The organism is Kocuria sp. SL71 (genome assembly GCF_026672465.1).
Lineage (GTDB): Bacteria > Actinomycetota > Actinomycetes > Actinomycetales > Micrococcaceae > Kocuria > Kocuria palustris.
This window is the reverse complement of record NZ_JAPPRE010000001.1, coordinates 473,244-485,790: the sequence shown is the minus strand read 5'-3', so window position 1 is coordinate 485,790 and position 12,547 is coordinate 473,244. Positions and strand designations below refer to the sequence as shown.

Sequence of the window (12,547 nt, the reverse complement as noted above, 5' to 3'; positions counted from 1 at the left end):
CCGATCCCGGGCCTCAGTCCTCCGAGAGCATCCTCGGAACGGACTCGGTGCCCGGGATCGGCCGTTCCCCCACCAGGTCCAGGGGCACGCGGCTGCGTCGCGCCATGAGCACGAAGACGGTCGCCAGAAGCGCCGCCGCCGCCAGGACGGGCAGCAGGGCGGCCGTCTCATAGCCGGCCAGGTCGCCCATGACACCGGCAAGGCCCACGCCCAGGCCCATCCCCACCTGGGTGAGGACGCTCGTGGCAGCAGTGAGTCCCCTGACCTCGCTCAGCGGGGTGATCAGCGGGACCGTGGAGAACACGGCCACCAGCGTGGGACCGATCGCAGCGCCCAGGACCGCCAGGATGAGGACCATTCCCAGCGGCCGCGACGGCAGAGACATCAGCAGCGTGGCGAGCACCGTCACCGCCCCGAAGAGCACCCACAGGTTCCAGGGACGACGCGGGCGCGCGCCTGCGGTGATCACCGCCGCCGCCCCAGCGGTGAGGCCCAGGGCCGCGAACTGGGCCCCGATCGTCTCGATGGCCTCGACCGAGGCCGTGAAGTAGACCAAGCACATCTGGATCGAGCCCAGCATCAGCCCGATGCACCCGACGCCCACCACCGGCAGGAAGCGCATGCGCCGCTGCGTGCGCAGCCTGCGTCGCATGGCGGAGTTGAGCGGCTGATGAGTCGGATCGACCAGATGGTCCTGGGCATCCTCGCCCAGGATGTCGGCGGTGGGGTGCAGCAGCAGAGCGGTCGTGCACAGCACGAGCAGCCCGGCGGCGGCCATGATCCCCAGCAGCGGCCCCAGCGTGATCGCCAGGACGCCCACGATGAGCGCGCCGAGCACCAGGGACACGGCGTCCATGACAGCGTCGTGGCGCATGCTCGGCAGGATCAGGTCGAGGCTGCGGCGCTGCTCCAGGATGGTGCGCCAGCGCAGCCGGGTCGCGTTGCCCAGCTGCGGTGCGGACAGCCCCGCCAGCAGGCACAGCAGCCACGGCCAGGGCGCGGTGGGCGCGTCCTGCGCCTGCTCCGAGAAGCGGAAGACGAGCCAGCAGATCACGCCCACGTGCAGCAGCGTGTGCAGCAGCAGGATCCACTGCCGGCGGCGGATCCGGTCGCCGCGCACCAGGGCCAGCACCGAGACCGCCTGGCCCAGGTGCACCGCGCCCGCGCAGGCGGCACCCCACAGCTCCTGCCCGGACACGGCGGTGACGTAGGTCAGCACCGTCAGCGGCAGGATGACCGACGGAAGCCGCACGATCAGGGTCAGCAGGAGGTACCAGTTGGAGACCACGCCTCGCAGGACGGGGTAGTCACCCACCATCAGGGTGCGCAGCTGCGCCCGTCGGGTGCGCCGATCGCGGCCGCTTCCCTCCTGCGGGGCAGAGCCGTCCTCGGCCGTCGTGTCCGAGCTGAGATCGCCGGCCTGGACGTCGGCTTCCGACGAGGCGCCGGGAGAAGGATCCGCAGGCGCTGCGCCGTCCCCTGCGACGGCGCCGCTGTACCCCGCAGCACCGAGCTCCGGGCCGCGTCCCGCCGTGCCCGCGCTGGCGATGCCGCCGATCGCCAGCGCGCGGTGGCCCCGGTCCGGCAGCGGCGTGGCCAGCTCTCCCGCGCCGGACTCGCCGGAGCCCGCGGAGGCGCCGCTAGGCCCGGAGCCGGTCGGCGCGTCTGCCCGTCCCTCGCCGGTGCTGCTGCGGGATCCCGACCACGAGCCGCCGGCGGCATGGTCGGCTGCGGGTTCGCGGCCGGTGCCGAGCCTGGCCCTGTCGCTCATGGCGCTCCTGGCTGTCGTGCGGACGGATTCACGGCACCGGCTCTGCGCGGTGCTCGGCGCCCAGCCTAGCGCCGAGCGTCGGGACGGCCCCGCGGGCCTCGTGCCGGGGCGCGTCCCAGCGCTTCTAGGATGGGGCCATGACCGCATCCTCGTCCTCGCCCGCGCTCTCGCCCGATCAGGGCACCCCGGCAGATCTCCCCGGGATCGCCGATCGGGTCCGCGCGATCATGCTCGCAGGGGCACTGGGGGACGCCCTGACGGCGCAGCCCGAGCCCGCGCAGGCCCCTGCGGCCCCGCCCGAGGGCGTCAGCACCGCAGCAGGAGGCCAGGTCCTCGGCATCCCGTCGCCCGGCGCCGCGCAGGGCGGCTCGCCCGGTGCGGGTGCGGCCTCTGGAGGAGCGGCGGCGACCATCGCGGACGCCGCAGCCGTCTCCGGTCCCACGACGCTCCAGCTTCAGCCGCTGCGGATCAGCGCCGACACCCAGCTGAGCCTCTACACGATGGACGGGCTGCTCGAGTCGATCGAATGGGCCTCGGCCGGTGAGGCCGCCGATGAGACCGCCTGCCAGTGGTTGGCGCAGCTGCGCTGGCTGCGCACCCAGGACGTCGAATGGCCGGAGTCCGCACCCTCCCCGCTGCCGCGCTGGATCGACGCCCACCAGGTGCTTCACGCAGATCACGGCCACCAGGGCCAGACGCTGGAGGCGCTGCTCACCGGCAGCATGGGCCTGGTCGAGCGCCCCGTGCTCCCGGAGGCCCAGGACCGGACTGCGGTGATCCGCTCGATCCCCTACGGCCTGCTTCCCGTGGGCTGGCGCTCGATCGCCCCGCTGAGCATCGATGCCGCCGCGATCACCCACGGACGGGCCGAGGCGCAGACGGCCGCGACCGCGCTGGCGCTCATGCTCCAAGCCGCGCAGGTCGAGGGCTGCCGGGGCTCGGAGGAGCCCGTGCGCACTGCCGCCGAGTCCGCCCTGGACGTGCTGGGCCGGCTCACCCGTCCCACCCGCGGCACCTCCGAGCTGCTCCAGGCCGTCCTCGACGGACGCGATCCGGACACCGCCGCGGGCGTGGCACAGGACGCCGACACCCCGCAGGGGCAGGCAGACTCCGGCGCCGCTGGCAGCAACGCCGAGCCGGACCGGGACACGTCGTCGAGAACGCTGGCCATCGGCCTGCGCTGCGCCCTGGAGGCCGAGCAGACAGGTGCCTCGGCGCCTGAGCTCTGGAAGACGGCCGTGGCCGCGGCCCAGCGGGAGCAGGGCTCGGACGCCCGCGGCAGCGCACCGCTGGCGGCGGCCTTGATCGCCGCCGCGCACGGCGGTGCGTCGCTGGAGGCTCAGCAGATCGGGCGGCTGGAGGCCCGGGAGGTCATCGAAGAGGCCTGCCAGCGGTGGGTGCAGCTGCTCGGCCTGACCGGCTGACCGATCGCCGCTGGGCTCGCAACCCGGCTCAGCGGCGCAGCAGGGCTCGCAGACGAGTGTCGATCCATTCATCGGCCCGAGCCACGGCCTGATTGACCTGCGCCGTGTCCAGATCCTGGACCAGCGTGTAGGCCACCGACTGCATGGGCATGATCCGTGCGTGCAGTCGGGCTCGGTGCAGGATCTCGGGCGGCAGGGCGCCGTCGAGGGTGGGCCAGCCGTACGAGCAGGCCAGTGCGGCCACGTCCTGCGCCGGATCGCCCAGGCTCGCGTGATCCCAGTCGATCACCCCGGCCAGCGCGTCACCGGACCAGATCATGTTCTGGCCCATCAGGTCCGAGTGCACGAGGTGAGGAGTCACCGTCTCCAGCTCGGCCAGATCCCGGATCGCGTGCCGGGCCAGCTCGCGGTTGCGCGGCAGCAGCCGCGGCACGACGTCGTCGAGCATGATCCGACGCCGACGATGACCGCCCCAATGCTGACCAGGGCGGTCCAGATAGGCCTCCAGCGGTGCGGTGTCGGTGGCCCACAGCTGCTCGAGCAGCGAGATCAGCTCCGCGGTGTCCACCCTGCCCCAGCGGTGCTCGCCGTGCACCCAGGACAGGGCGACCGCGCCGTGGCCTCGGCTGCCGTGCACGCGGCTCAGCGGCCGCGGCGTGGCGAAGGAGTACTCGGGCAGCCTGGAGAGGACCTCGGTGCGCCGTGCCAGGCTGCGCTTGGCGGCCGGGTTCTTGGCGATGCGCACGCACAGCCGGTCGTCGATCCCGACGACCACGTGCGCGGACCCGCTCGTGATGATCCGCCACGTGCTCGGATCCGGGTGCTCTCCGATCTCGCGCAGCGCGGCATCCACCACATCGGCGTACGGGAGCATGCGCTTCATGCCCAGGGCGACCACCTCAGCGCTCCTCTCCGGGCTCCGCTGCGGGAGCGCCCTGGGAGAGCAGGGCGACCAGGTGCGGCGCAAGGGCGGCCATGGCCTGTCCCCGGTGGCTGATCCGGTTCTTGTGCTCCGGATCGAGCTGGGCGCACGAGACGTCCAGGCCGTCGGGGCGCAGGACGGGGTCGTAGCCGAAGCCGCCGTCGCCGACCGGCTCGTGCAGCAGCGTGCCGCGCAGGTGCCCGAACTCGAGGTGCTCGGCTCCCTCCGGGGTCACCAGAGCTGCGGCGCACACGAAGCCCGCGGCACGGTGCTCATCGGGGATATCGCCCAGCTGGGCCAGCAGGAGCTCGAGATTGGCGGTGTCGTCGCCGTGGCGCCCCGCCCAGCGTGCCGAGAAGATGCCCGGGGCGCCGTGCAGGACGTCGACGGCCAGTCCGGAGTCATCGGCCACGGCAGGCAGGCCAGAGGCCTCGGCGGCCGCGTGCGCCTTGAGCAGCGCGTTGGCCTGGAAGGTCGTGCCGGTCTCACGGACGTCGGGCAGGCCCAGGGAGCCTGCGTCCACCACGGCGCGCTCGACGTCCAGACCGGGCAGCTCGGCTGCGATCATGGCCCGCAGCTCGGCGAACTTGCCGGCGTTGTGCGTGGCCAGGACCAGGCGGGCACCCGATGGGATGGATACCGCGGACGCGTCCGGATCTGGCTCGGGGTCCTCCGATGCGGATTCCACGGCCGCACTGGGGGCGGTCGATGCGGCGGCCTGGGAGGGGTCGTGCTGCTCAGGCATCGCGGCCCTCCGCGAGCGTGGCCGCCTGGATCCTCGCCAGATCGGCGCATCCGGCAACCGCCAGGTCCAGGAGGCCGTCGAGCTCGCTGCGATCGAACGGGGCGCCCTCGGCAGTGCCCTGGACCTCCACGAAGGTCCCGGAGCCGGTGACGACCACGTTCATGTCGGTCTCGGCGCGGACGTCCTCGACATAGGGCAGATCCAGCATGGGGACGCCGTCGATGATCCCGACCGAGACCGCGGCCACGGAGTCGGTGAGCGGATCGCCGGTGACCAGGCCCTGGCGTCGGGCCCACCCCATGGCTTCGCTCAGCGCCACATAGGCACCGGTGATCGATGCCGTGCGGGTGCCGCCGTCCGCCTGGAGGACATCGCAGTCCAGGACCACGGTGTTCTCGCCGAGCGCCTTCAGGTCGATCACGGAGCGCAGCGACCGGCCGATGAGCCGGGAGATCTCGTGGGTGCGGCCGCCGATCCTGCCCTTGACCGACTCGCGCTGCGAGCGCGTGCCGGTGGCCCGGGGAAGCATCGCGTACTCGGCGGTGACCCAGCCGCGGCCCTCGCCGCGCAGCCAGCGCGGAACGCCCTCGGTGACCGAGGCGGTGCACAGCACGCGAGTCTGCCCGAACTCGATCAGCGCCGAGCCCTCGGCCTGCGCGGACCAGCCGCGCGTGATGGTGATGGGACGCAGCTCGTCGACGGCGCGTCCGTCCGCTCGGGGTCCGCTCGCGGACGAGGATGCGGCGGGGGTCTCAGCCTCGGAAGTCATGGCGCCCAGCCTAGCCGCGCGCGGGCGGCGGCGGCCAACGGCTCGGCGGGCGAGCCGTGGCGGAGCTCAGCGCGTCTCGGCACCGCGCGTGTTGGGGTCGATCACGCGCATGGTGGTCGTGGTGCTCGGCACCGAGCGGCCCCTGGCCAGGACGCGACCGGCGGTGCGGTCCATGTCGGCCACGATCCGGTACGAGGTCGACGGCTGAGCCAGCGAGATCGGACCCGTGAAGGCCTCGGCAGCCTCCCTGACGGCACGGGTCGGCGAGTTCCACACGGGCAGGTGCGTGAGCATCAGCTCGTCGGCATCGGCGTCGTCGGCGGTCTGCCCGGCGCGCAGGCCCGTGAGGTGGATCCCACGGTAGGCGTCGCGGCCCTCGTGGTAGGCGGCCTCGCACAGGAAGAGATCGGCATTGCGGGCAGCCTCGGTGAGGCCCTCGCAGGCGTCGCTGTCCCCGGAGTAGGTCAGCACGCTGTTGCCGTCGGCTCCGTCGTACTCGATGCGCAGCGCGAACGGATCCTCGACCGGGTGCTCGACCCGGTGCGGGGTGATGCGGAACGGGCCGATCTCCACGGCCCGGCCGTCCTCCCACTGCCCGATCGTGAACTCGTTCTCGATCGTCTCCGCGGAGTCCAGGACGTGGGCGGCCTCCATGTAGTCCATCATCCCGGCCGGGCCCCAGACCGGGACCGGGCCGGCCTCCCAGCCGCGCGGATCCCACTTCACCGCCACGTGCAGCCCCGCCAGGTCGACGCAGTGATCCGGGTGAAGGTGGCTGATCAGGACGGCATCGATCTCCGAGAGCTCGATGTGGCGCTGCAGCGCGCCCAGCGACCCGTTGCCGAGGTCCATGAGCACCCGCCAGGTCCGACCCTCATGATCGGTTCCGGTGAGCAGGTAGCAGGAGGCAGGGGAATCGGGGCCGGCGAACGAGCCGGTGCAGCCGATCACGGTCAGGATCATGAGACGGGGCCTTCATCGTCGGAGGCGCGGACAGGGGACGGACCGGCGGAGGCGCGGTCCTTCATGGCGGCGTGTTCGGCGAGCATCTGCGAGCTCACCTGGGACAGCGAGCCCGTGGGGAACTGCTCGGCCACCGAGCCCACGTGGCGCACCGCCGTGACCTCCGGGCCCAGGAAGCGCCGGGCCAGGATCTGGAAGGGCTCCGGATCTCCCGTGGCCAGGAACTCGTGGGGCTCCTGCGGCGGCTGGACGCGCGCCAGGTCATGGCGCACCAGTGCACGGTAGACGTCCTTGGCGGTCTCCTCCGCAGAGGAGACCAGCGTGACCGCCTCCCCCATGACGTAGGAGATCACGCCGGTGAGCAGCGGGTAGTGCGTGCAGCCGAGCACGAGGGTGTCCACACCGGAGTCCTGCAGCGGACGCAGGTACTCCTGAGCGGTCTCGAGGACCTCGGGACCGGTGGTCACCCCGGCCTCGACGAACGGCACGAACCGGGGGCAGGCCACGGAGCGCACCTCGAGCTGCGGAGCGGCCGCGAAGGTGTCCTCGTAGGCCCGCGAGCCCACGGTGGCCTGGGTGGCGATCACGCCGATGCGGCCGTTGCGCGTGGAGGACACGGCCCGGCGCACGGCCGGCTGGATGACCTCCACCACGGGGATGCCGTAGGCGCGCGTGTAGCGCTCCCGGGCATCGCGCAGGACGGCCGCCGAGGCGGTGTTGCAGGCGATCACCAGCACCTTGACCCCGGAGTCCACCAGCTCGTCCATGATCCGCAGCGCGTGGGCGCGGACCTCGGCGATCGGCAGCGGACCGTAGGGGCCGTTGAGGGTGTCGCCCACGTAGACGATCCGCTCATCCGGCAGCTGGTCGATGATCGCCCGGGCGACCGTCAGCCCGCCCACGCCGGAATCGAAGACGCCGATGGGAGCATCGGGCGACGGACCCTCGACGGGTCCGTCTGCCGCTTCTGTGCTCCCCGGAATCTCGCGCATAGGAAACCCAGGGTAGACCGGTGCCGCTCAGCAGCCTGAACCGCGCGCCGACGAGGTCACGGAGATCACTTCACACGATGACTCATGCAGGGTCCTCACCCTGGTCAGAGGCCCTGCGGCGGCTGATCGTCCGTCCCGTCATCCTCCGGCAGCTCCACCAGCATGGCCTGGATCAGCGAGTCCTGCAGCCACGAGACGAAGCCGTAGACGACGGCCATGTAGGTCTCGGTGTCCTTGGGCTTCTTCCCGGAGGCCTTCTCCACCCGACGGGCGTCCGCCTCCGAGTCGATCCCCAGCCGGGTCGAGAGCACCAGACGGATGTCGTTGAGCGCCCGGGAGACGTCGCTGGCCGCCGCGGGGCTCAGGCGCACGGGATCGGACTCGAAGGCGAGTGCCGCAGCGCGCAGCGAGGCGACCTTCTGCTCGCGCAGGGACCGGTCGGTGAAGCGGCGGAACTCCTCCGCCTGCTCCGGATCCTGGCTGCCGGCAGGCAGCAGGCGCGCCACCGCCGGATCCTGCGGCGCCTCGACGGGACCGTCGCCGCCGAGCAGGGCCTCCAGCGGATCTGCCTCCGGAGCGGCCTGCTCGAGCTCGAGCAGGCCGATGATGTCCTGGCACAGCCTGACCAGCAGCCCTCGCTCATCCGCGGAGAGCCGGGCGGAGAGGCCGTGGGCCCCCGAGCGGAATCCGTGCGCCATCAGCTGCGCACCCCATCCGCGTCCTGGCCTCCGCCTGCGCGCTCGTAGGTGGCCATCAGGCCATAGCCGTGCAGGGCGGCGACATGGCGCTCGGCCTCCTCCAGAGTGCCCTCGGCCACGATCGCCCGGCCCCGCTCGTGGACCTCGAGCATCAGCGCGTGGGACTTGGCCTGCGAGAAGCCGAAGTGCGTGCGGAAGACCCAGGTCACCCACGACATGAGATTCACGGGATCGTCCCAGACCACCACGTGCCACGGGATCTCCAGGGCGGTGCGCTGGGCGGTGTCGACCTCTGGGCGCTCGTCCAGATCCGGTCCGAGGCTGGTCAGAGGCGTGCGGGTTCTCGTGCTGAGCTCCATGATGTGCCCCATCGTAGGCACCGGTCCCGACAGCGCATCATGAGGACCATGCCCGGGGACGGGACCGCACGGCGGGCGGCCAGTACAGTGGCCTGCGTGGAATCGAGCAACCGGACCTGGTCCCCCGCCCCGACGTCGCTGATGACGGATCACTACGAGCTGACCATGCTGCAGGCCGCCCTGCGCGACGGCACCGCGCAGCGGCGCAGCGTCTTCGAGGTCTTCTCCCGCCGCCTGCCCGCCGGACGCCGCTACGGCGTCGTGGCCGGCACGGGGCGCTTCCTCGAGGGACTGGCGAGCTTCCGCTTCGACGAGGACCGCCTGGCCTTCCTGGAGCGCACCGGCGTGGTGGATGCCGCCACTCTCGAGTGGCTCGCGGACTTCCGCTTCACCGGCGACATCAGCGGCTATGCCGAGGGCGACCTCTGGTTCCCGCACTCGCCGATCCTGCGCGTGGAGTCCACGTTCGCCGAGGCCTGCATCCTGGAGACCTACCTGCTCTCGGTGCTCAACTACGACTCCGCCGTGGCCTCCGCCGCCTCCCGCATGGTCACCGCCGCGGGCGAGCGCCCGTGCCTGGAGATGGGCTCGCGCCGCGCCTCCGAGGAGTCCGCCGTGGCCGCCGCCCGTGCGGCCGTGATCGCGGGCTTCGCAGGGACCTCCAACCTCGAGGCCGGCTACCGCTATGACCTGAAGACCGTCGGCACCTCGGCGCATGCGTTCACGCTGCTGCACGACGACGAGGAGGCGGCCTTCCGCTCCCAGCTCGAGACCATGGGCGTGGGGACCACGTTGCTGGTGGACACCTACGACGTCGAGAAGGCGGTGCGCCTGGCCGTCGAGCTCGCCGGTCCGCAGCTAGGGGCCGTGCGCGTGGACTCCGGGGACCTGGTGGGTCAGGCCGGTCGCGTGCGCGCCCTGCTCGACAGCTTGGGAAACCGCGACACGCGCATCACCGTGACCTCCGATCTCGATGAGTACGCGATCGCCGCGCTGGCCGCTGCCCCCGTGGACTCCTACGGCGTGGGCACCCGACTGGTCACCGGCTCCGGGGCCCCCACGTCCTCCATGGTCTACAAGCTCGTGGCCCGCGAGGGCGCCGATGGGCAGCTCGTCTCCGTGGCCAAGGCCTCGTCCGGCAAGGCCTCCGTCGGCGGGCGCAAGTCGGCGCTGCGCCGCCTGGATCCGCGCGGCACCGCGACCCACGAGATCGTGGGGGTGGGCCACGATCCCGCCGACGACGGCGACGACCGCCCCCTGATGCAGGACTTCGTGCGCGGAGGCGAGCTGGTCGACGGCTGGACCGGCCCCCAGGGCGTCCAGCGCGCCCGGCAGCGCCACGCCGACTCCGTGCGGGAGCTCCCGCGCTCGGCCACCCGCCTCTCCGAGGGCGAGGCCGCGATCCCCACCGTGCTCGAGAACTGAAGGGAACCCTCCTCATGCGCACTGCACTGATCGTCGTGGACGTCCAGAACGACTTCTGCGAGGGCGGCTCCCTGGCCGTCGACGGCGGCTCGGACGTCGCGGCGGCGATCTCCGAGCACATCGAGCAGCACCACGGGGACTACGAGGCGATCGTGGGGACCCTGGACTGGCACATCTCGCCGGGCTCGCACTTCTCCGAGGACCCTGATTTCCGGACCTCGTGGCCCGTGCACTGCGTGGCCGAGACCGAGGGCGCCGACACCCACGACGAGTTCGAGACCGACCGCATCGAGGCCTGGTTCCGCAAGGGCGAGTACGAAGCCGCCTACTCGGGCTTCGAGGGCGTCCTGGCCCCGGAGACCTCCACGCCCCTGGGGGCGGTGGAGGAGGACGACGAGGCCGAGGACGAGGAGCCGATCGGCCTGGACGACTGGCTGCGCGATCGGGAGATCGAGGCCGTGGACATCGTGGGCCTGGCCGCCGATCACTGCGTGCGCGCCACCGCCCTGGACGCCGCCGACGCCGGCTACGAGACCCGGGTGCTGCTGAGCCTGAGCGCCGCCGTCTCCCCCGATTCCCTCGAGGACGTCATCGACGAGCTCGACGACGCAGGCGTGGAGGTCGTGCGCGACTGACGGGGCCCCGCCTCGCACCGACGCGCTGCGCCTGCTGCGGCGGGACTTTCCGCATCGAAGCGTCTCGCCCCGGTGCGTCCTACTTCCGCCCCACGAACCAGTTCTGCATCTTGGCGATCCGCGCCTCGATCTGCTCCTCGGTGGCCTGGGCCACGGCCGGTCCCCCGCACTCGCGGCGCAGGTCGTTGTGGATCACGCCGTGCGGCGTGCCCGTGCGGGCGGACCAGGCCGAGACGTTCTGCGACAGCTTCTTGCGCAGCTCCTTGAGCCGGCGGTGATCCGGAACGGACGACGCCTGCTGCGACTGATCGGCTGCCGACTGCGAGCGCCGACGGGCGTGCTCGGACTGCCGCTCGCGCAGCAGCGTGGTGACCTGCTCGGCATCCAGCAGACCCGGGATGCCGAGGTAGTCGGCCTCCTCGTCGGTGCCGGCGGCCACGCCGCCGCCGAACTCGCCGCCGTCGAAGAGCACGCCGTGGAACGACGCGTCCGATTCCAGGGCCTTGAACTCGCCGCCGGCCAGCTGCGAGGAGGCCTTCTCCTCGCGATTGGCGGCCGCGAGCTCGTCGTCGTCCCACCCCTGTTCCGAGAGGTCCACGAAGTCCGGACCCTGCGCCACGGGACGGTCCAGGGCGTGATCGCGCTCGAGCTCCATCTCGTTGGCGTGCGCCATCAGCAGCGGCACCGAGGGCAGGAAGATCGAGGCGGTCTCCCCGCGCTTGCGCGAGCGCACGAAGCGCCCGACCGCCTGGGCGAAGAACAGCGGGGTGGACGTGGAGGTGGCGTACACGCCCACGGCCAGGCGGGGGACGTCGACGCCCTCGGAGACCATGCGCACGGCCACCATCCAGCGCTGATCCCCCTCCGCGAAGGCCTCGATCCGCTCGGAGGCGCCCTTGTCGTCCGAGAGCACGACGGTGGGCTTCTCGCCCGTGATCCGCTCGAGCAGAGCGGCGTAGGCCTTGGCGTCCTGGTGATCCGTGGCGATCACCAGCGCCCCGGCATCGGGGACCGTGCGCCGGACCTCGGTCAGGCGGCGGTCGGCGCCCTGGAGCACGGAGGGGATCCAGGCGCCGTCGGGAGCCAGGGCCGTGCGCCAGGCATGAGCGGTGATCGACTTGGTGAAGCCCTCGCCGAGCTCGGCGGCCATCTCCTCGCCTGCCGAGGTGCGCCAGCGCATCTGTCCCGAGTACGCCATGAAGATCACGGGCCTGACCACGTGGTCCTTGAGGGCGTCGCCATAGCCGTAGGTGTAGTCGGCCTTCGAGCGGCGGATGCCGTCCTTGTCCTCCTGGTACGTGACGAACGGGATCGGCGAGGTGTCCGAGCGGAAGGGCGTGCCGGTCAGAGCGAGACGGCGCGCGGCGGGCTCGAAGGCCTCCTTGAGGCCGTCGCCCCAGGAGCGGGAGTCGCCGGCGTGGTGGATCTCGTCCATGATCACCAGCGTGCGGCCCTGCTCGGTGCGCGCCCGGTGCAGCAGCGGCTTCATGCCGACCTGCGCGTAGGTCAGCGCGACTCCGATGAACCCGCGGGCATGGCTGCCGTCGGCGTTCTTGAAATTGGGGTCGATCGCCAGGTTCACGCGCGCGGCGGCATCCGCCCACTGCCGCTTGAGGTGCTCGGTGGGGCACACCACGGTGATCCGGTTGATGGTCCCGCGGTCCACGAGCTCCCGGGCCAGGCGCAGCGCGAACGTCGTCTTGCCGGCGCCGGGCGTGGCCACGGCCATGAAGTCGCGCGGCTCGGCGGCGAAGTACTTCTCCAGGGCCTCTGCCTGCCAGGCGCGCAGCTTCCCCGCTGTGCCCCAGGCGGCGCGCTCGGGGTAGGCGGGAGGCATCTCGGCG

Annotated in this window: 12 protein-coding genes; 3 read left to right on the top strand and 9 right to left on the bottom strand. The window is 72.2% G+C overall.

Going from position 1 to position 12,547, the window contains the following annotated elements; all coding sequences use genetic code 11:
- Positions 1-13 precede the first annotated feature (13 nt).
- Positions 14-1,771, bottom strand: a complete 1,758-nt coding sequence (locus tag OVA15_RS02295) for a hypothetical protein (RefSeq protein ID WP_268142832.1) — start codon at positions 1,769-1,771, stop codon at positions 14-16.
- A 137-nt stretch (positions 1,772-1,908) separates the two neighbouring features.
- Between OVA15_RS02295 and OVA15_RS02290 the strand changes: the two genes are divergently transcribed.
- A complete protein-coding gene (locus tag OVA15_RS02290; protein ID WP_268142830.1) occupies positions 1,909-3,195 on the top strand; it encodes a hypothetical protein in 1,287 nt (428 codons plus the stop codon).
- A 28-nt stretch (positions 3,196-3,223) separates the two neighbouring features.
- On the opposite strand, the gene OVA15_RS02285 is transcribed toward OVA15_RS02290, so the two are convergent.
- From OVA15_RS02285 to clpS, 7 genes are all read right to left on the bottom strand, one after another.
- Positions 3,224-4,093: a phosphotransferase family protein gene (locus tag OVA15_RS02285; protein WP_082330899.1), complete on the bottom strand. Its 870-nt coding sequence runs from the start codon at positions 4,091-4,093 to the stop codon at positions 3,224-3,226.
- A 1-nt stretch (position 4,094) separates the two neighbouring features.
- On the bottom strand, positions 4,095-4,862 hold the full coding sequence (gene rdgB, locus OVA15_RS02280) for an RdgB/HAM1 family non-canonical purine NTP pyrophosphatase (protein WP_268142826.1): 768 nt from the start codon (positions 4,860-4,862) through the stop codon (positions 4,095-4,097).
- Positions 4,855-5,631, bottom strand: coding sequence for a ribonuclease PH (gene rph, locus OVA15_RS02275; RefSeq protein ID WP_006215193.1), 777 nt, complete (start codon positions 5,629-5,631; stop codon positions 4,855-4,857). Before rph ends, rdgB begins: the two co-directional genes overlap by 8 nt.
- A 66-nt stretch (positions 5,632-5,697) precedes the next feature.
- Positions 5,698-6,594, bottom strand: coding sequence for an MBL fold metallo-hydrolase (locus OVA15_RS02270; RefSeq protein WP_251714919.1), 897 nt, complete (start codon positions 6,592-6,594; stop codon positions 5,698-5,700).
- Positions 6,591-7,586 (bottom strand): glutamate racemase, encoded by a 996-nt coding sequence (gene murI, locus OVA15_RS02265; protein WP_053447160.1) that lies wholly within the window; start codon positions 7,584-7,586, stop codon positions 6,591-6,593. Before murI ends, OVA15_RS02270 begins: the two co-directional genes overlap by 4 nt.
- 104 nt (positions 7,587-7,690) lie before the next feature.
- Positions 7,691-8,284, bottom strand: coding sequence for a DUF2017 domain-containing protein (locus tag OVA15_RS02260; RefSeq protein WP_024290771.1), 594 nt, complete (start codon positions 8,282-8,284; stop codon positions 7,691-7,693).
- Positions 8,284-8,643 (bottom strand): ATP-dependent Clp protease adapter ClpS, encoded by a 360-nt coding sequence (clpS, locus tag OVA15_RS02255; protein ID WP_029643887.1) that lies wholly within the window; start codon positions 8,641-8,643, stop codon positions 8,284-8,286. Before clpS ends, OVA15_RS02260 begins: the two co-directional genes overlap by 1 nt.
- 87 nt (positions 8,644-8,730) lie before the next feature.
- On the opposite strand from clpS, the gene OVA15_RS02250 reads away from it, so the two are divergent.
- Positions 8,731-10,068, top strand: coding sequence for a nicotinate phosphoribosyltransferase (locus OVA15_RS02250; protein WP_144421710.1), 1,338 nt, complete (start codon positions 8,731-8,733; stop codon positions 10,066-10,068).
- Between the two features lie 14 nt (positions 10,069-10,082).
- Positions 10,083-10,703, top strand: a complete 621-nt coding sequence (locus OVA15_RS02245; RefSeq protein WP_024290773.1) for an isochorismatase family protein — start codon at positions 10,083-10,085, stop codon at positions 10,701-10,703.
- Between the two features lie 79 nt (positions 10,704-10,782).
- Here OVA15_RS02245 and OVA15_RS02240 read toward each other — a convergent pair whose 3' ends face one another.
- Complete coding sequence (locus tag OVA15_RS02240; protein WP_053448216.1) at positions 10,783-12,540, bottom strand: DEAD/DEAH box helicase; 1,758 nt, start codon at positions 12,538-12,540, stop codon at positions 10,783-10,785.
- Positions 12,541-12,547: the final 7 nt, after the last annotated feature.